Consider the following 18,154-nt stretch of genomic DNA (forward strand, 5'->3'; position numbering starts at 1 on the left):
CGTGGTATAAAGGCAGCATGACCAGCAGCCGTCCCGGCGGACCCCGCCTGCCCACTCTGGAAGACGTCGCGCGCTCCGCGGGCGTGTCACGGGCCACGGTGTCCCGGGTGGTCAACGGGACGCGCAATGTCGACCCGGAGATCCAGAAGATCGTCCAGGAGGCGGTCGTCGCCACCGGCTACATCCCCAATCGCGCGGCGCGTTCACTGGTCACCCGCCGCGCCGACTCGGTGGCCCTGGTCTTCTCCGTACCCGACCACCACGCGGCCAACGACCCCTTCCTCGGGCAGATCTTCAGCGACCCCTTCTTCGGCCGGGTGGTCGGCGGCCTGCTGACCGTGCTGCGGCCGCGCGGGGTGCACCCGGTGCTGATGCTCGCGGACTCCGAGGACGTCCGGCACGACATGGTCGCCAATATGCGGCAGGAGCACATCGACGGCGTGGTGCTGGTCTCGATAGCGCCCGGCGACCCGCTGCCGTTCCTCTTCACCGAGGCCGGGATGCCGACTGTGCTCTTCGCGCGTCCCTCGACGCCGATCCCGATCAGCTATGTCGACGTCGCCCAGCAGACGGGGGCGAAGCTGGCCGCGGAGCATCTGCTGTCGCGCGGCTGCCGGCGGATCACCACGATCGCGGGCCCCTTCGACTCCCCCGCCGGGCAGGACCGGCTCGCCGGTTTCCGCGAGGCGATGGCCGAGCACGGCTACGCCTACGTGCCGAGCGTCGAGGGCAGCTTCACCCAGGAGGGCGGCGAGGTGGCGATGCGGCAGCTGCTGATCGAACACCCGGACACCGACGGGGTGTTCGTCGCCAACGACCTGATGGCCCAGGGCGCGCTGCTGGTGCTGCGCGACCAGGGCCGCCGGGTGCCCGACGACGTGGCGGTGGTCGGTTTCGACGACAGCAGCGCGGCGCTGGCCTCGCGCCCGCTGCTGACGACCGTACGGCAGCCGGTCGAGGACATGGCCGCGGAGATGGCACGGCTGCTCATGGCCCTCATCGACGATCCCGCGCAGCAGACGCGGTCGGTGATCTTCAAGACGACGCTGGTGCGGCGCGAGTCGGCGTAGCCGCAGGGACCGTGAGGGGGCTTGCGGGTCCTGAGCCGTACCCGGGAGCGGACCCGCGTGGACGCGGCGCCCGCCGGCCGGGTGCGCTCAGCCGACGTGGCCTGTCGAGGCCGCGTCCGGCCACGCCCCGCGCTCCACCAGGTCCAGCACGAGCGCGGCGATGTTCCACGCGTCGTCCTCGCCGCGGTGGTGGCGTCCTTCGAGCGGCAGTCCGGCGATCTGCAGCGCGTGGCTCATGCCGGGCTTCCTGCGCAGCCCGTGGGCCTCGGTGAACACGGCCTTGGCGTTGGTGTGGCCGCGTTCGGTCGGGTAGCCGAACGGGTAGGCCACGTTGTCCGCCTGGCTCTGCCGGGCGAACTGTCTGCGGTCGTACTCGCCCCAGCTCGTCCAGGGGCGTTCCGCCGCCTCGTGCTCCTCGGCGAGGATCCGGCACGCCTCGGCGAAGGGCACTCCGCGTGCCACCTCGGCCTGGGTCAGTCCGGTCAGTTCGGTGCAGAAGGCGCTGACCGTCGAGCGGCTGGGGCGGACCAGGACGCGGTTCCTGGACACCCGGCACCGTGCCCCGACATCGACGACCGTGAGGCCGATCTCGATGATCTCGTTCACCGACCCGGGCGGCGGCTGTCCCGCCCAGCAGGTGGCTTCCACATCGATGACGTTCAGCAGGGCGGGGACGTGTCGCATGGCCCCGAGGCTACGAGGCCGCCCCCGCCCCGGCACCCGTAATTCTCCCCGCCCCGACCCACTGCGACCCCAACGGCCCCGCCGGCCGGACGCCGGCTCGCGGGTGCACCGCCCGCCGCGCCTGCTAGGGCGCGGGGTCGGCCGGGACCGTGATGGCCGTGGCCGCCAGGCCGTCGCGGACGATCCAGCGGCCCGTGAAGAGCGCCGGGCCGACGCCCTCGGCCAGCAGGGGGCCGGGGAGGAGGACACGGGCGGTGTAGGAGCCGCGGTCGGGCGCGCCGTCGTCGCGGGTGAAGAGGAGTTCCGCCTCCTTGAAGCCGAGCATGCGGCGGTGGTACGGGTACCACGCCTTGTAGACCGTCTCCTTCGCGCTGAACAGCAGCCGGTCCCAGCGCGTCTGCGGTACCGCCGCCGCGAGCGCGGCCAGCGCCGCCCTCTCCTCGGGCGTGGCGAGGATGACGTCGAGGACCCCGTCGGGCAGCGGCCCGTGCGGCTCGGCGTCGATCCCGATCGCCAGGACGTCGGTCGCGCGGCCGACGGCGGCCGCCCGGTAACCGTCGCAGTGGGTGATGCTGCCGACGATGCCGGTCGGCCAGACGGGCGCGCCCCGCTCGGCGTCGCGCGGTATCGGCCCTGGTTCATGGCCGAGGGCCGAGAGCGCGGCCCGGGCGCAGGCCCGTCCGGCGGCGTGCTCGGCGCGCCGCTTGGGCACGGCCTTGGCGACGCTCACAGCCTCCTGCGGGTAGAGCGGGACGTGGTCGAGTTCGTCGCCGTACGCGGCCCGGGTCCGTACGGACTTGGGCACCAGGTGCTCGATCACCGGCCGGCCTCCTGGCGCCCGGCCAGGATGCGGCGCGGCCCGGCGGGGCCGGTCGCGCGGGCGCCCCACTCGCGCGGGTAGCCGAGCGAGACCTCGGTGAAGCGCACGCCGTCGCGCCAGATGATCCGCGGGATGTGCAGATGGCCGTAGACGACCTCGGTGGCGCGGAAGCGTACGTGCCAGTCCTCGGTGAGTTCGGTGCCGCACCACAGGGCGAAGGAGGGGTAGCGCAGGATGGCGGTGGGCTCGCGGTGCAGCGGCCAGTGGTTGGCGAGCACGGTCGGCAGCGCGGGGTCGAGCGCTTCGAGGCGGCGGGCGGTCTCGGCGACCCGGGCCCGGCACCAGTCGTCGCGGCCGGGCAGCGGGTCGGGGTGCAGAAACCTCTCGTCGGTGCAGATGACGCCGAGTTCGCGGGACTGCGCGAGGGCTTCTTCCTTGGTGCCGGCCCCGGGCGTGCCGTCGCGCCAGGTGTAGTCGTAGAGCAGGAAGAGCGGGCAGACCGCGACCGGCCCCCGAGGGCCCTCCCACAGGGGGTACGGGTCCTCCGGGGTGATGACGCCGAGGCGGCGGATCTCGTCTACCAGGTGGCGGTAGCGCGCCTCGCCGCGGAGGGCGACGGGGTCGTCGGGCGGCGTCCACAGCTCGTGGTTGCCGGGGAGCCACAGCACGGTGGAGAAGTGCTTCTTGAGGGTGGCCAGCGCCCAGATGATGTCGGTGGAGCGCTCGGCGACGTCACCGGCGACGATCAGCCAGTCCTCGTCCGTCTCCGGCCGCATCCGCTCGACGATCTCGCGGTTGGCGGAGTATCCGACGTGCAGGTCACTAATCGCGAGGAGCTGCGCCCCGCCGGCGCCGGTCAACGCCGGGCCGTCCGTCCGCGCAGCGGAGTGGGAATATGCACACGCGCGATTCTCCCAGAGTGCCGGAGGGTGGCCAACCCCTGTCTTCGCGAGCGGAGTTGCGGGAGCCGGCCGCCCCGGGGCCGGGAACACCGGGCCGGGAGCACCGGGCCGGGAGCACCGGGCCGGGAGCACCGGGCCGGGAGCGCCGGGCCGCCGTGACCTGCGCGGTCACGACGGCCCGGTCACGGCGGGTCAGTCGCGGTCGACCAGGACGGCGCTGCCCTGCCCGACGCCGACGCACATCGCGGCGAGCCCGCGCCGGGTGCCGTCGCGGCGCATGCGGTGCAGCAGGGTGGTCAGGATGCGGGCGCCGGAGCAGCCGAGCGGGTGGCCGAGCGCGATGGCGCCGCCGGTCGGGTTGACCAGGTCGGGGTCGATGCCGAGCAGCGTCACGGCGGCGAGCGCCTGGGCGGCGAACGCCTCGTTGAACTCGGCGTCCTCGACCGAGTCGACCGTACGGCCCAGGCGTCGCAGAGCGCGTTCCGTGGCCGGTACGGGGCCGATGCCCATGACGTCGGGGTGGACGCCCGCGCTGGCACCGGCCGCGTACCGCCCGAGCGATTCCAGGCCGAGTTCGCCCAGTACCTCCTCGCTGACCAGGAGGAGGGCGGCGGCGCCGTCGTTCATCGGCGAGGAGTTGCCCGCGGTGACGGTGCCGCCCGCGCGGAAGACCGGCTTGAGGGCGGCGAGCCGGTCGGCGGTGGTGTCCTCGCGGATGGACTCGTCCTGGGTGACGACCTCGCCGTCGGGCCGGGTGACGGGCAGGATCTCGGCGTCGAAGAGGCCCTTGGCGCGGGCCTCGGCGGCGTTGCGGTGGCTGCGCAGCGCGAAGGCGTCCTGGTCGGCGCGGGCGACCCCGTACCGCTCCGCGACCTCCTCGGCGGTCTCGCCCATGGCGAGCACACCGTGCAGTTCGGCCATGCGCGGGTGGGTGAGCCGCCAGCCGAGCCGGGTGTCGTACGTCTCCAGGGCGCGCGGCAGCGCCTCGTCGGGGCGCGGCAGGACGAAGGGGGCGCGGCTCATCGACTCGGAGCCGCCGGCCACCACGATGTCGGCCTCGCCCGCGGCGATCATGCGGGCGGCGGTGGTGACGGCCTCCATGCCGGAGGCGCAGAGCCGGTTGACGGTGGCGCCGGGGACGGTGTCGGGGAGCCCGGCGAGCAGGACGGCCATCCGGGCGACGTTGCGGTTGTCCTCGCCGGCCTGGTTGGCGGCGCCCCAGTAGACGTCGTCGATCCGTGCCGGGTCGAGGGCGGGTACGTCGGCGAGCAGACCGCGCAGCGCGGTGGCGGCGAGGTCGTCGGGCCGGACCGTGGAGAGCGCTCCCCGAAGCCGCCCGATCGGGGTGCGCCGGGCAGCGGCGAAGTGGACTGGGCGCATCGCGTGCTCCTCGTGGGACGTGAGGCGTGGGCCAATGGTTCGGCCCGTGGGCCGGTGGGCCGGTGGACCGCCACCGAAACTAGCACTGCGAGTTTACGGAGGCGACGCCCCCTCCCGTCCGAGCCCGGCCTCCTCCGTACGCTCCCGCGCCGCCCGCCCCTCACGCCTCTTCCGGCGCCAGCCGGGTCAGCTTGTCCGGGTTGAGCACCGTGAAGATCCCGCAGATCCGGCCGTCGCGGATGCCGAGCAGCGTGAGGTGGTCGCGGCCGTCGACCGTGAGCCGCAGGGCGGGCTGCCCGTTGGCCTCGGTGAGCCGGAAGTGGTCGGCGCTGTGGCGGCGGATCAGCCCGAGCAGGAAGGCGATCACCCGGGAGCGGCCCAGGATCGGCCGCAGGGCGGCACGGGTCCGGCCGCCGCCGTCGCTCCAGGACACGACGTCCTCGGTGAGGAGGTCGGTGAGCGCGTCGAGGTCGCCGCCGCGCGCGGCGTCCAGGAGGCGGGTGAAGAGCGCCGCGTGGTCCGCCCCCGAGGGCCGGAACCGTACGGCCGCGCCCCCGTCCGCACCCGGCCCCCGCCCTTCGGCCAGCCGCTTCCCCGCCCGGTGGTGCAGCTGCCGGCAGTTGGGCGTGCTGACGCCGACGATCTCCGCGATGGCGTCGTACGGCAGCTCGAACGCCTCCCGCAGCACGAAGACCGCCCGCTCCGGCGGGGTCAGGCGCTCCATCAGGTGCAAGGTGGCGTACGACAGGGTGTCGCGCAGCTCCGCCGTGTCGAGCGGACCGGCGGCGCGGGTGTCCACGAGCTCGGGCAGCCACGGCCCGACGTACGCCTCACGGGTGACGCGCGCCGACCGCAGCTGGTCGAGGGCGAGCCGGGAGACCACGGTCACCAGGAAGGCGCGCGGCTCGCGGACCTGCTCGCGCCCGGTGCGGGTCCAGCGCAGATACGCCTCCTGCACCACGTCCTCGGCGTCCCACATGCTGCCGAGCAGCCGGTAGGCCAGGCCGATGAGCAGCGGCCGGTGCTGTTCGAAGACCGCCTCGGGCCCGACCGCCTCGGGCCCGCCGGTGGCCGCGGCCACGGCTCAGCCGGCCGAGGAACGCGGCGGCCGGCCGTGCAGCCGCTCCATCTCGCGCCGGTCGCGCTTGGTGGGGCGGCCGGTGCCCCGGTCGCGTACGCCCAGGGCGAGGGCGGCCTCGCGCGGGGGCGGCGGCGGGCTGTTGTCCACGAAGCACTCCGCGGCCACCGGCGGGCCGACCCGCTTGGCGATCAGCCGCGAGACGACCACGATCCGCTCGCGTCCTGCGTGGAAGAGCCGTACCTCGTCCCCGGTCTTGAGCGGCTGGGCGGGCTTGACCCGCTCGCCGTTCACCCGGACGTGCCCGGCGCGGCACGCGGTGGCGGCCTGCGACCTGGTCTTGGTCAGCCGTACGGCCCAGATCCAGCTGTCGACCCGTGCGCTGCCGCCGCTCTCGCCCTGTTGTCCCGCCATGCCCCGAGCCTACGGCCACCGCCCGCCGCTTCTCACGCCGATTTCGGCCCTTGTCCTCGCGGACGCCCCCTGCATGCCCCTGCCCCGCCGACCGTCAGCCGAAGATCGCCACCGGGTCGCCGGTGAACCACACGTTGTCGATCCGGACCCGGCGCATCACCCAGCGCCGCCCGTCGGGCACCAGCGAGACCGCGTAGAGGTTCTTGAGCAGGGCGTACCGGGAGTGGTCGGCGGACAGCAGGTGCTGGGCCTCGACGAGCGCGGTCAGTGCGGCGGATCGGCGGTCGGCGGCGACGCGTATGCGCGGGTTGGTGACGGTGTGCGTGGTGTCGACGCGGCCGGCGAAGAGCGCGAGGACGGTGTCCACGATCGTGTCGCGCCCGGTCATCGGCGGGCTGACGGCGCCCCACTTGGCGGCGGCGGGGCCGAAGTCCACTACGGCGTCGGCGGCGAAGGCCGAGGCGAACAGCGCCCGGTCGCGCAGATCCTGCCCGAGCCCGAAGCGGTACAGCGCGTCCACGATCTCGGCGCGGTCCCGCAGTTCCCGTACGACGTCCTCGCCGGCGTGGACGTCGATCGCGTGGTGATGGGTGAGGTACATGCGTCCACCCTGCGCGGCGGGCCGGGGACCGATCAACAACGCTTGTCGCAAGGATCGTTAAGTACGATTTAATGCATAGCAAGATCGCCGTCGCGGGGGAACGGAGGCAGGGCCGTGGAACGGTACGAGATCGAGGCGTTCCTGACCCTCGCCGAGGAACTGCACTTCGGGCGGACGGCGGTACGGCTGCGGGTGACCACCGCCCGGGTCAGCCAGGTGGTCAGCAAGCTCGAACGCCGGGTCGGCGCGCCGCTGTTCGAGCGGACCAGCCGCAGTGTCGCGCTCACCCCGATCGGCCGGCGGCTCCACGACGACCTGCGGCCCGCGTTCGAGCGCCTGGAGGCCGCGCTGGCCACGGCCGTCGCGACCGGGCGCGGGGTGACCGGGGTGCTGCGGGTCGGCTTCGTGGGCGCGGCGGCCGGGCAGTTGATGATCCGGGCGACCGAGACGTTCCAGGCCCGCCACCCGGGGTGCGAGGTGGAGATCCGCGAGGTGCAGATGGGCGAGGCGCTGGAACGGCTGCGCGCGGACGCCCTCGACGTACTGATCGCCTGCCTGCCGCTGACCGGGAACGACCTGGCCAACGGCCCGGTGCTGCTGTCCGAGCCGCGGATGCTGGCGGTGCCCGCCGGGCACCCCTACGCCGGGCGCGGCTCGGTGTCGGTGGAGGATCTGGCCCGGGTCGAGGTGCTTCAGGCGCCCTGCTCGCTGCCGGACCACTGGCGGGATCCGGGCTCGCCGCGGCTGACCCCGGCCGGGCGGGTGATCCCGCAGGGGCGTACGGCGGCGACGTTCCAGGAGATCCTGACGCTGGTCGGGGCCGGGCAGGGGGTCTTCCCGGTGGGCGCGCACGCCACCCGGTTCCACGCCCGGCCCGATGTCGCCTTCGTGCCCTTCCACGACACGCCGCCGCTGGACTGGGGCCCGGTGTGGCGCGCGTCCCGGGCCAACGCGCGTATCCGGGCCTTCGCCGAGTCGGCGGCGCCCGCCCCGCGCGTCCAGCGGGCGTGACACCCTTAAGGTACGCGACCCCTCAGCGGGCGTAGACGGCCACGAAGTCGCGGGTGGCCTGCGTGTAGTAGCGGTCCGGCGGGTCCTCGAAGTCGAGGATGTTCGTGGGCTTGGGGTTGGACGGGTCGCGGGTGCCGTCGTAGGACATGAAGGACGGCCAGGCGCGGTTCATGTCGAGCGGCATCGCGCGTACGGCCCCGGCCCGCTGCATCAGCCCGGCCAGCGTCCGCGCGGACAGCGCCTGGCCGACCACCATGACGATGTCGCCCTGCGCGGTGACCCCGACGCCCGACCTGGGCACGAACATCCTGCTCTGGTCGCTGACCCCCCACTTGGCGTCGTCGTCGATGTCGGGGACGACCTTCCCGCCGTCGACCATGAGTTCCAGGCACTGCCGGACGCCGACCACGTCCGGGGTCATCCGCACATCGCGGCCCCACACGCCGACCTTGATCGAGCCGTCGCGGTAGAAGACCTCGGAGGCGGTGCCGTCGCGCAGTTCGCCGTCGGTCCTGCCGTCGAGGTAGAAGCCGCCGCGGGAGCCGCCGTCGGTGATCCGGAAACCGCCGTTCCAGGTGGCGACCAGGCCGGTGCGCTGCCCCTCGGGGATGGTCGGCGGCACGTCGAAGGTGCCGCCGGGCTCGCGGAAGCCGGGGTGCAGCTGGAAGCGGGCGTACTTGACGCTGACCCAGGCGACCGCGGCCTCGTACGAGGTGTGCTCGGCGTCGGGGCGTACGTAGGTGCCCTGCACGATGGGCTCGCCGTGCGCGGCGGCCAGGGTGCGGTAGACGCCCTCGCCGGGCAGCGCGGGGCTGACCAGGGGCTTCATGGGGGCGCGCAGCGGCACCAGGGGCTGGGCGGGGACGTGCGCCGGGGCGTGCGTGGGGCCGCCGGCCGGGGTGGGGGCGGTGGCGTCCATCCGGGCGAGCGCTTCGGGCGGGAGGGTGCCGCCGACCTTCGGGGGGTTCATCCGGTACTGGGCGTTCTCCAGCTCGTTGACGACGAAGCCCAGTTCGTGGTCGCGGGCCCACTCGGCGAGGCGGGCGGCGGAGCTGTCCTTGCCGGGGTAGGTCAGCGCCCGGCCGACCGACCAGCCGACGGTGCCGACGCAGATCACGCACACCCCGAGGGCGCCGCGGGTGGCCAGCCGCCTGCGGCGCAGCTGGGCGGGCGTCAGATCCCGTTTGTGCTTCCACGGCAGCAGCCTTCTGCGGCGCCGGGGGCCGTCCCCGGCCGGTTCGGCGGTCCCGCCGCCCGGCTGCCGTTCCGCGATCCGCCCGCCCTGGGTCATGGTGTGTCCTTCCGCGTACCGCCCCGCCGCCGCGCGCCGCTGTCGCGCGCCAGGACAGCTCTCTCATCCGTCATATTTTCTGACGTTATGACCGATTAACTCCTCCGCTAATCGCCCCGGCGCCCAGAAGCACCCGCACGCCGCCACAGGCCAGGACCCGGCGGCGGCGTAGGGTGTCCGCGGATCATCGGGGCGGGTCGCGGGGCGGACCGAAGGGGCGGACGGCATGACGGTGGGCGAGCAGGTCCAGGGGCGGGCGCGGGAGCAGGTCCGCGGGCTGATGGCACGGGCCGGCGTCCCCGCCTCCCGGATCGCCGGCCACACGGCGCTGACCGGCGGCACGTACAACGCCCTCTACGCCGTCGACCTCACCGACGGCACCCGGCTGGTGCTCAAGGTCCCGCCGCCCCCGCACACCCCGCGGCTGTCCTACGAGGCCGAGCTGCTGCGCGGCGAGGCGAGCTTCTACGAGTCCGCCGCCGGGGCCGGGGTGCCCGCGCCGCGGGTGGTGCGCGCCGAGCCCGCCGAGTCGGCGGACGAGCCGCCCTACCTGCTGATGACGCACTGCCCCGGCACGCCCTGGCACCTGGTCGGCGCGGACATCGACGACGCCGAGCAGGACCGGCTGCGGACGGCGCTGGGCGGCCTGGTGGCCCGGCTGCACGCCGTGCGCGGGCCCGGCTTCGGCTACCCGGCTCAGTCCCTGGCCCCGCTCGCCGACCGCTGGGCCCCGGCCTTCGCCGCGATGGCCGAAGCGCTGCTGGCCGACGCGGAGGCGTACGGCGCCGGGCTGCCGGTCCCGGTGCCGGAGCTGCGGGCCGCCTTCGCGGCGGCCGGACCGCTGCTGGCCGAGGTGACCGTCCCGGCCCTGGTCCACTTCGACCTGTGGCCGGGCAATGTGCTGCTGGACGGCCCGGCGGGAGACCGTACGGTCAGCGGGCTCATCGACGGCGAGCGGATGTTCTGGGGTGACCCGCTGGCGGACTTCGCGTCGCTGTCCCTGCTCTACGCCGACCCCGCCGCCGGGCCCGAGGGCGACGCCGCCTTCCTGGCCGGATACGGCGCGGGCGGCGGCCGTACCGACTTCGACGCGGCCGCCCGGCGCCGGATCGCGCTCTACCGGTGCTATCTGTATCTGATCATGCTGACCGAAACCGTCCCCCGGGCCACCACGGGCGAGCAGCTGGCATGGACCCGGGACTTCGCCGGGCCCCGGCTGGTGGCGGCGCTGGGCGTGCTGCGCGGGGACGAAGCGGCGCGCGCGGACGGCTGAACTCACCCGTACGGAGGGCGTGTTTCGGCCATCACGCCGCCGGTCGGTCACCCGGTCGGCCGTCGCCCCCGCCGTACGCCCGCCTGGTGCCGGGTACGCGGGTCCGTCCGGCATGGCCTGCCGGAACGATCCGGCGGGGGCCGGAACGCGCCTGTGCCCTGGCCGGTTCTCGACCATTGCCGCGGCGGCGGTGAGAGGATTCCCGGGCGGCGAGCGCGCGCGGCACCCGCCCGACACCCGGCCCGGTGCGTGCGCGATGACGGACATCCCCCGTCGACGCCCTCACGCACGTGGCCGCACCTCCGCCCCGAAGCTCCCCGCCCGACGGTTCCCCGGGCACCGGCCGCCTGACCGGCCGGTCGCCCGGCACGTTTCCGGCGCGGCGGGGTGAGTACACGCAACGGCGGTGGCTTTGCGGACCACCGCCGTTCCGTGTCGCCCGGACACCCCCGGCGGAGCCCGCCGTCCTCCCGTGGCGGGACTCCCGCCGCCGACCCGTGACCGACGGGGCGGCCGGGGCTCAGGGCAGTGTCGCGACCAGCGCCGCGTACGACAGACCGGCGCCGTAGCCGATCAGCAGCGCGGTGTCGCCGGAGGCCGCGGCGCCGGAGGAGAGCACCTCCTCCATGGCGAGCGGGATGGAAGCGCCCGAGGTGTTGCCGCTGGTGACGATGTCCTTGGCCACGGTCACCCGGGCGGGCAGGTCCATGGACTTGGTCATGCTGTCGATGATCCGCTCATTGGCCTGGTGCGGAATGAAGGCGTCCAGGTCGTCGGCGCCGATCCCGGCCGCCTCCAGCGCCTGGACGGCCACCTTGGCCATCTCGTACACCGCCCACCGGAAGACCCGCTGGCCGTCCTGGCGCAGGACCGGGAAGGCGTGGCCGGGGTCGTCGCGCAGGACGCTCCACGGGACGGTCTGGCTGATGGCGTCGGACTGCGAGCCGTCGGCGCCCCAGACCACCGGGCCGATGCCGGGGGTGTCCGAGGGGCCGACCACGACCGCGCCCGCGCCGTCGCCGAAGATGAACGCGGTGGAGCGGTCGGTCAGGTCGAGGATGTCGGACATCCGCTCCACGCCGACCACCAGCACATGGCCGCCGCGGGCGCGCACCGCGTCCGAGGCGAGCACCACGCCGTGCACGAAGCCCGCGCAGCCCGCGGAGATGTCGAAGCCCGCGGCGCGGGTGGCGCCGATCCGGTCGGCGATCTCCGTGGCGACGGCGGGGGTCTGCATCAGATGCGTGAAGGTCGCGGCGATGACACAGGTGATGTCCTGGGGCGTGAGGCCGGCCGCCGCGATGGCCTTGCTCGCGGCCTGCTCCGCCATGGCCCCCAGCGTCTCGTCGGGACCGGCCCAGCGACGGGTCACGATGCCCGTTCTGGAGCGGATCCACTCGTCCGAGGAGTCGATGTGCCGGCAGATCTCGGTGTTGTCGACGATCCGCCGGGGCCGGTAGGCACCGACTCCGAGGATCCGGGTGTGCCGCGCACCTGTGGGCACGGCGATCTCAGCTTTCATGGGAGCCTTTCGAGCCATCACAGGCCATCAGCCGATGGGGTCGGACTTGCCGGGCGGGGACCCGCGCGTTCCTCGCCGGCGGTGCCGCCGGCGAGGAACGCGCGGGTCCCCGTACGAATGATCTCTCCGATTCGGGGTTGCCCGACACGCATACACCGCGTACGCGCCAGGCTGTCCGGGATTCGACGGCCATCCGTCTCAGTAACGACCGGCCGCGTTCCGCAAGGTCATTCGACCATTCCCACCGGCCGCGCGGGGGTCCGGGCCCCGTCGGCGGTTCGGCGCGCCCTCGCCACGCGACCCCGGGCGTGGGCCTGTTGACGTGGTCGCGGCGGCCGCCGGAAGCAAACATGTTCCAACACCACCGGCTATCACGGTACGGCAACACATCCGGAAGAGAGCGTTGACGGTGGTGTGCATGTGGCGTAGAACTACCGTGCAGTTGCGAAGGCGTTCTATCTTGGTGACTTCTGTTGGAAACAGGACATAGAAAGGGCTGTCGGAAAGTTCGCGGCGACAACGTTTCCCTCCTTGGTCCCCCGGATGCGCCCACACTCACATGGAGGCACCATGTCGGACGTCGGTTCGTCGAGCGGCAGTGTGACCAGTAATACGTCTCATACGTCCCCCTCGCGCAGGAACGTACTGCGGGGAGTGGCCGGCGCGGCGGGACTCGCCGCTGTCTCCGGGGGACTGCTGACGGCCTGCGGCAGCGGCTCGGACGCGAAGGACGAGAAGAAGGGCGGCTCCGGGGGCGGCACGGCCTCCGTGGCGGGCAGCACGGTCACCTTCGGGTCGAACTACTCCGACCCCTCGGCCAAGGCCGCGTTCGCCGCGCTGACCACCGCGGCGACGGCCGCCACCAAGGTCGAGGTCAAGACCAACACGGTCGACCACAACACCTTCCAGCAGAGCATCACCAGCTATCTGCAGGGCACCCCCGACGACCTGTTCACCTGGTTCGCGGGCTACCGCATGCAGTACTTCGCCGCGCAGGGCCTGGCCGAGCCGATCGACGACGTGTGGGAGAAGATCGGCGGCGGCCTGAGCGACTCCGCAAAGAAGCTCTCCACCGGCCTGGACGGCCACCAGTACCTGGTGCCGATCTACAACTACCCCTGGGTGGTCTTCTACAACAAGAGCCAGTTCGCGCGGGCCGGTTACACCGTCCCCGCCACCTGGGACGAGTATGTGGCGCTGGCCAAGAGGATGAAGGGCGACGGCCTGGTCCCGATCGCCTTCGCCGACAAGGACGGCTGGCCCGCGCTCGGCACGTTCGACATCCTCAATATGCGGATCAACGGGTACGACTACCACAGCAAGTTGATGAAGCACGAGATCCCGTGGACGGATCAGGGCGTGCACACCGTCTTCCAGCACTGGGCGGAGATCATGCCGTATCTCCAGTCCGGCGCCAACGGACGCATATGGCAGGACGCGGCCAAGACCCTGGAGACCAAGAAGGCCGGGATGATGTTCCAGGGCACCAACCAGGTGGCGGCGCAGTACGTCACCGACCAAGTGGACCTGGACGACCTGGACTTCTTCCCCTTCCCCGCGATCAACCCGCAGTGGGGCCAGGACTACATGGACGCGCCCACCGACGGCTTCATGCTCAGCCGGAAGGCCAAGAACCCGGACGCCGCCAAGGCGATCCTGGAGTACATCGGCACCGGACCTGCCGAGGCGCAGTACCTCAAGACCGACCAGTGGGACGTGGGCCTGGCCAACGGCCTCGAAGTGCCCTCGTACAACGCGATCCAGCGGAAGTCGGTCACCGAGATCGCCAAGTGCAAGGCGGTCGCGCAGTTCATGGACCGCGACGCCGATCCGGCGATGGCCACCGCGATGATCGCCGTCATCCAGAAGTTCATCGACGACCCGAGCACGGGCAACATCGCGGCGCTGCAGAAGAGCGCGGAGTCCCAGGCGAAGGCGATCTACTCCTGATGAGTTCCGCCGTCTCCCAGGCGCGCACCCCGGCGGCGGCGCCGGACGGGACCGGGTCGCCGGCCCGTCGCCGCCGGGGCGTGCGCGGCCTGTCCGCCCGGGACCGGGTGGTGGTCGCCCTGCTGCTCGGCATCCCGCTGCTGCTGGACCTGGCCTTCGTCTGGTTCCCCGCGATCGGCACGGTGCTGCTGTCGTTCACCAAGTGGAACGGCGTCGGCGGTCTGCACACGACGACCTGCAAGCCGAACCTGCCGTCGATCCTCAACAACGGCTGTGTGTACGGCGTGCAGAACTACCACCAAGCCGCCACGATCTACCCCGAGTTCTGGCCCGCGGTCCGCCACAACCTCATCTGGCTGGCCGTCTTCGTGCTGTTCGCCACCCCGCTGGGCATGCTCTTCGCGGTGCTGATCGACCGCGGCATCCGCGGCAGCCGGATGTACCAGAGCATGCTCTTTCTGCCCGTCATGCTCTCGCTCGCGCTGATCGGCATCATCTGGGAGTTCGTCTACTCGCAGAACTTCGGCCTGATCAACACCGTGATCGGGCGCGACGGCAACGACAACGCGATCGACTGGCTCGGCAATCCGCGTCTCAACTTGTGGGCGGTGCTGGTCGAGGCCACCTGGCGGCAGTCCGGATACGTGATGGTGCTCTACCTGGCCGGGCTCAAAGCGGTCGACCCGACGCTGCGGGAAGCAGCGCGGGTCGACGGCGCCAACGACTGGCAGACCTTCTGGCGGGTGATCTTCCCCGTGATGCGGCCGATCAACATCGTCATCATGGTCGTCACCGTCATCGAGTCCCTGCGCGCCTTCGACCTGGTCTACATCACCAACAAGGGCGTCAACGGCCTCGAACTGCTCTCGGTGCTGGTGACCTCCAACATCGTCGGCGAGACGCAGCGGGTCGGCTTCGGGTCCGCGCTGGGTGTGGTGCTGCTGCTGATCTCGCTGGTGCCGATCAGCCTCTTCCTCCACCAGACCTTCCGCCGAGAGGAGTCGTAGTGAGCACCGACACCCTTGCGCGGCGCCCGGCGTCCCCCGCGGCGGCTGCCGGGACGGACCGTGGTCGAAGGCCGCGGCGGTGGGGCCAAATCACCTCGCAGGTCTTCCTGATCTGCGCCTCGGTGCTGTGGGTCCTGCCGATACTCTTCGCCCTCTACGTGGCCGTACGCCCGTACTCGGACACCCGGACGCACGGCTATGTCTCCCTTCCGCACCACCTGACGTTCGACAACTTCCGCCAGGCGTGGACCCAGTCGGACCTGCCGCGCTTCTTCTGGAACTCGGTGCTGATCACCGTCCCGGCGGTGGTCATCGTGCTGGCGCTGGCCTCGGGGGTGGCGTTCGTCCTCACCCGGGTCGACGTGAAGGTCAACGTCGCCCTGCTGATCGTCTTCACGGCCGGCAATCTGCTCCCCCAACAGGTCATCATCACACCGCTGTTCCGTATGTACCTGAAGATCCCGCTGCCGTCCTTCCTCAGCGGCAGCGGACTGATGTACAACTCGCTCTTCGGCCTCGTCGTCATCAACGTCGCCTTCCAGCTGGGCTTTTGCGTCTTCGTGCTCAGCAACTACATGAAGTCGATCCCCGGTGAGATGTACGAGGCCGCGCTCGTGGACGGCGCGGGGCTGTGGACGCGGTTCTGGCGGCTGACGCTTCCGCTGTGCCGGCCGGCCCTCGCGGCGCTGGCGACCTTGCTGACGACCTGGATCTACAACGACTTCTTCTGGGCCGTCACCCTGATGTCGTCGGGCGACAAACGCCCGGTCACCTCCGCACTGGCCAATCTCCAGGGGGAGTTCGTCAGCAATCAGAACCTCATCGCGGCGGCGGCGATGATCGTGGCGGTTCCGACGCTGGTGGTGTACGTGCTGTTGCAGAAGCAGTTCATCGCGGGGCTGTCGCTGGGGTCCGGCAAGGGCTGAGCGGCGGGCGGGCGGGCGCGGGGGCCCGCGCTCAGGCGCCCGGGTGGGCGGTGTCCGTGTCTCCCGCGTGCTCGGCGTGCTCGGCGTGCTCGGCGGCCAGGGCGACGACTTGGGCGGCGAGAGCGGTCAGGGCGGGCTCCTGGTCGGCCGAGGCGCGGGCCAGGCGCGCGATGTCGTCGGTCCAGGCGCCGGTGGCCCGGTCGTCGACGCCGATCCGGTCGAAGCCGCGGTCCAGCAGCCCGCGGGCGTCCTGCGGGCGGCGCCGGGCCACGGCCTTGACCGCGCCGACCGCGTTGGCCAGGGCGCTGGCCGGCCGGGACCACTCGTCGTCCCGCGCCCACGCCCGCGGATTCCCGACGTCGTACGCGGCGTCCCCGGCGACGGACTCGGCCCGTACGGAAAGGTCGAGGCGCCAGAACAGTGGCAGGCCCTCGAAGCGTACGAACAGCAGGCGCCGGCGCTCGGAGTGACGGAAGTCCGGGTCGATCCGCACGTCGGCGACGGGCCGCACCCGCTCCAGCACGGACCGGGCGCGCGTCACGCACCCGGTGAACGAGGGATCGGGTACGACCCACTCGACGTCGATGTCGCTGTACGCGTCGTCAGCCCCCGCTGCGAGCGAGCCGACCACTTGGGCCCGCGACCCGGCGCACGCGGCCTCCAGGGCCCCGCAGACCCCCCGCGCAACCCCCGCCCGCGCTTCCTCACCACCCACCCCCGACCCCTACCCACCCCTCCGCCCCCTCCACCCGGCACGCGAAGTCGCCCGGCACGGGCTCGCCGTGGCAGACGTTGCCAGCGGCGGGCCTTGCGCAGTGCGGTTGGCCGCAGGCCGCGTCCACAGCGTCCGCGGATTCTCCGGCACTCGCCGCGACGGGTGGAACGCCCGCGTTCGGCGGCCGGACGGATGGCCGCTCTGCGCCGTGGTCGTGGCAGGCGTCCGGCGCCGTGGTCGTGGCGGGCGTCCGGCGCCGTGGTGGTGCTACTCGCAGAAGACCTGCACCTTGGTGTCGGGCTCGTCGATGTCGACGGTGATGTCGTCGAGGTGCTCGATCAACTCCTCGATGTGCTGCGGCTTGAGCTCGCTCAGGTCGATCGGCACCCCTGACCTGTTCAGTTCCGCGTTGACCTTGGTGAGCGCCCCCGGAGGGATGAGGCTTGTGAGCCGGACCCCGGCGCGCAGCAGTTGCAGCGGGACCCGGATGTTGACCCGGCTGGGTCCGTCGCCGTCGGAGTCGTCCATCGCGTTCACCACCACGCGCAGGTACTTGGGCCGGGATTTCGGGCGGGGCACGGCTCCCGGCGGCAACTCGGGCTGTTCCCGTTCGAGGGCGTCGATCAGCTGCTCGGCCTCGTCCGTGGTGATCCTGCCCTCGGCCAGCATCTCCAGGATCTGGCGGCGCTGCTCATTCATCGTTGCTCCCTCTCCTCTGACTCATCTGACGCTTATCAGTACGGCCGTTCGGCCCTGCTCGATCTCGAACCGGGTGCCGGGCAGCGCCCACAGCAGTTGCCCGATGCCGCGCAGCGCGCCCACCGGGCTCACCCCGGTGGCGAGGCAGACGATCACTCCGGCCCCCACGGCGAGCAGCAGCAGCGGGGAGAACACCAGCAGTACCGGCAGGACGGGGACGTACAGCCGCCGCCGTCGGCCGTCGGAACGGCGATAACGCACCGTCACCAGCTGCGGGATCATCGGGACCTCTCCAGCTCGGCCAGCGCCTCCTGGGCGCTGATCTCCCCCCGCCGCAGGCGGTCGACGACGTCGGCGCCGGTGGGCGCGGGGTCGGTGTCGACGAAGTCGAGCTCCTCGGCGATCCGTTTGAGCCGGGACTTGATCGTCGGGTAGCTCACCCCGAAGATCCGCTCCATCTCCTTGATCGAACCGTGCGACCGTACGAACGCGGCGACGAACACCTGGTCGTCGACGCCGAGCTGAGCCAGCTGCGGCGGCTCGAACTGCCCCTCGATCGCAACGCCGCTGTCCGCGAGACGGACCCGCTCGACCACGAACGGCCGTCCCTGCGTCAGGTCCGTCAGTTCCTGCCAGTCCACCCTCGGCTCCGTTGCTCTCGGCGACGTGCTTACCGTTCATTTGTACCTTGCGTTTTTTAAGACGTCAACGCGCAAACATTGATTTTTCTAAGTTGATCTTCAATATCTTGAACCTTCGACCTCCCGTCCCGCACGACCCGCGGTGTCCCCCGCGGCGGCCGGTGGCACAG

Annotated in this window: 19 protein-coding genes; 6 read left to right on the forward strand and 13 right to left on the reverse strand. The window is 72.3% G+C overall.

Annotated elements, in window-relative coordinates; translation table 11 throughout:
- Nucleotides 1-17: 17 nt before the first annotated feature.
- A complete protein-coding gene (locus OHA30_RS01730; RefSeq protein ID WP_328911982.1) occupies nt 18-1,070 on the forward strand; it encodes a LacI family DNA-binding transcriptional regulator in 1,053 nt (350 codons plus the stop codon).
- 87 nt (nt 1,071-1,157) lie between these two features.
- Here OHA30_RS01730 and OHA30_RS01735 read toward each other — a convergent pair whose 3' ends face one another.
- The 7 genes from OHA30_RS01735 to OHA30_RS01765 all read right to left on the reverse strand — a co-directional run bounded on the left by OHA30_RS01735 (nt 1,158) and on the right by OHA30_RS01765 (nt 6,949).
- The gene (locus OHA30_RS01735) at nt 1,158-1,754 is read right to left on the reverse strand and encodes a 3'-5' exonuclease (RefSeq protein WP_328911983.1); all 597 of its coding nucleotides are present in this window, start codon (nt 1,752-1,754) and stop codon (nt 1,158-1,160) included.
- A gap of 124 nt (nt 1,755-1,878) precedes the next feature.
- Nucleotides 1,879-2,574 (reverse strand): 4'-phosphopantetheinyl transferase family protein, encoded by a 696-nt coding sequence (locus OHA30_RS01740; RefSeq protein WP_328911984.1) that lies wholly within the window; start codon nt 2,572-2,574, stop codon nt 1,879-1,881.
- Nucleotides 2,571-3,434, reverse strand: a complete 864-nt coding sequence (locus tag OHA30_RS01745) for a metallophosphoesterase family protein (protein ID WP_328911985.1) — start codon at nt 3,432-3,434, stop codon at nt 2,571-2,573. The genes OHA30_RS01740 and OHA30_RS01745 overlap by 4 nt, the downstream gene beginning before the upstream one ends.
- A 234-nt stretch (nt 3,435-3,668) precedes the next feature.
- Nucleotides 3,669-4,856, reverse strand: coding sequence for a thiolase family protein (locus tag OHA30_RS01750; protein ID WP_328911986.1), 1,188 nt, complete (start codon nt 4,854-4,856; stop codon nt 3,669-3,671).
- A gap of 160 nt (nt 4,857-5,016) precedes the next feature.
- Entirely contained in the window at nt 5,017-5,937 is a 921-nt protein-coding gene (gene sigJ, locus OHA30_RS01755) for an RNA polymerase sigma factor SigJ (RefSeq protein ID WP_328911987.1), read from the reverse strand.
- A 3-nt stretch (nt 5,938-5,940) separates the two neighbouring features.
- A complete protein-coding gene (locus OHA30_RS01760) occupies nt 5,941-6,348 on the reverse strand; it encodes an RNA-binding S4 domain-containing protein (RefSeq protein ID WP_328911988.1) in 408 nt (135 codons plus the stop codon).
- 94 nt (nt 6,349-6,442) lie between these two features.
- Complete coding sequence (locus tag OHA30_RS01765; protein WP_328911989.1) at nt 6,443-6,949, reverse strand: nuclear transport factor 2 family protein; 507 nt, start codon at nt 6,947-6,949, stop codon at nt 6,443-6,445.
- Nucleotides 6,950-7,063: 114 nt separating this feature from the next.
- Between OHA30_RS01765 and OHA30_RS01770 the strand changes: the two genes are divergently transcribed.
- Nucleotides 7,064-7,960, forward strand: coding sequence for a LysR family transcriptional regulator (locus tag OHA30_RS01770; RefSeq protein WP_328911990.1), 897 nt, complete (start codon nt 7,064-7,066; stop codon nt 7,958-7,960).
- 22 nt (nt 7,961-7,982) lie between these two features.
- Here OHA30_RS01770 and OHA30_RS01775 read toward each other — a convergent pair whose 3' ends face one another.
- On the reverse strand, nt 7,983-9,251 hold the full coding sequence (locus OHA30_RS01775; RefSeq protein ID WP_328911991.1) for a phosphodiester glycosidase family protein: 1,269 nt from the start codon (nt 9,249-9,251) through the stop codon (nt 7,983-7,985).
- Nucleotides 9,252-9,477: 226 nt separating this feature from the next.
- On the opposite strand from OHA30_RS01775, the gene OHA30_RS01780 reads away from it, so the two are divergent.
- Nucleotides 9,478-10,524, forward strand: a complete 1,047-nt coding sequence (locus OHA30_RS01780) for a phosphotransferase family protein (protein ID WP_328911992.1) — start codon at nt 9,478-9,480, stop codon at nt 10,522-10,524.
- Nucleotides 10,525-11,044: 520 nt separating this feature from the next.
- On the opposite strand, the gene OHA30_RS01785 is transcribed toward OHA30_RS01780, so the two are convergent.
- Nucleotides 11,045-12,046: a beta-ketoacyl-ACP synthase III gene (locus OHA30_RS01785; protein ID WP_328911993.1), complete on the reverse strand. Its 1,002-nt coding sequence runs from the start codon at nt 12,044-12,046 to the stop codon at nt 11,045-11,047.
- A 570-nt stretch (nt 12,047-12,616) separates the two neighbouring features.
- On the opposite strand from OHA30_RS01785, the gene OHA30_RS01790 reads away from it, so the two are divergent.
- The 3 genes from OHA30_RS01790 to OHA30_RS01800 are packed head-to-tail and all read left to right on the forward strand — an operon-like array spanning nt 12,617 to nt 15,929.
- Nucleotides 12,617-13,996 carry an ABC transporter substrate-binding protein gene (locus OHA30_RS01790; RefSeq protein ID WP_328911994.1) on the forward strand — a complete coding sequence of 460 codons (1,380 nt, stop codon included), beginning with the start codon at nt 12,617-12,619 and terminating at the stop codon, nt 13,994-13,996.
- Nucleotides 13,996-15,003 carry a carbohydrate ABC transporter permease gene (locus OHA30_RS01795; protein WP_328911995.1) on the forward strand — a complete coding sequence of 336 codons (1,008 nt, stop codon included), beginning with the start codon at nt 13,996-13,998 and terminating at the stop codon, nt 15,001-15,003. The genes OHA30_RS01790 and OHA30_RS01795 overlap by 1 nt, the downstream gene beginning before the upstream one ends.
- A complete protein-coding gene (locus OHA30_RS01800; protein ID WP_405785954.1) occupies nt 15,003-15,929 on the forward strand; it encodes a carbohydrate ABC transporter permease in 927 nt (308 codons plus the stop codon). The genes OHA30_RS01795 and OHA30_RS01800 overlap by 1 nt, the downstream gene beginning before the upstream one ends.
- A gap of 31 nt (nt 15,930-15,960) precedes the next feature.
- Here OHA30_RS01800 and OHA30_RS01805 read toward each other — a convergent pair whose 3' ends face one another.
- The 4 genes from OHA30_RS01805 to OHA30_RS01820 form a co-directional block, all read right to left on the reverse strand.
- Nucleotides 15,961-16,644: a hypothetical protein gene (locus OHA30_RS01805; protein ID WP_328911996.1), complete on the reverse strand. Its 684-nt coding sequence runs from the start codon at nt 16,642-16,644 to the stop codon at nt 15,961-15,963.
- Between the two features lie 267 nt (nt 16,645-16,911).
- Complete coding sequence (locus tag OHA30_RS01810) at nt 16,912-17,343, reverse strand: SHOCT-like domain-containing protein (RefSeq protein ID WP_328911997.1); 432 nt, start codon at nt 17,341-17,343, stop codon at nt 16,912-16,914.
- 21 nt (nt 17,344-17,364) lie between these two features.
- Entirely contained in the window at nt 17,365-17,625 is a 261-nt protein-coding gene (locus tag OHA30_RS01815) for a hypothetical protein (protein ID WP_328911998.1), read from the reverse strand.
- Nucleotides 17,622-17,984, reverse strand: a complete 363-nt coding sequence (locus tag OHA30_RS01820; RefSeq protein WP_328911999.1) for a DUF2089 domain-containing protein — start codon at nt 17,982-17,984, stop codon at nt 17,622-17,624. Before OHA30_RS01820 ends, OHA30_RS01815 begins: the two co-directional genes overlap by 4 nt.
- Nucleotides 17,985-18,154 lie beyond the last annotated feature (170 nt).

The sequence above is a fragment of the Streptomyces sp. NBC_00223 genome (genome assembly GCF_036199905.1).
GTDB lineage: Bacteria > Actinomycetota > Actinomycetes > Streptomycetales > Streptomycetaceae > Actinacidiphila.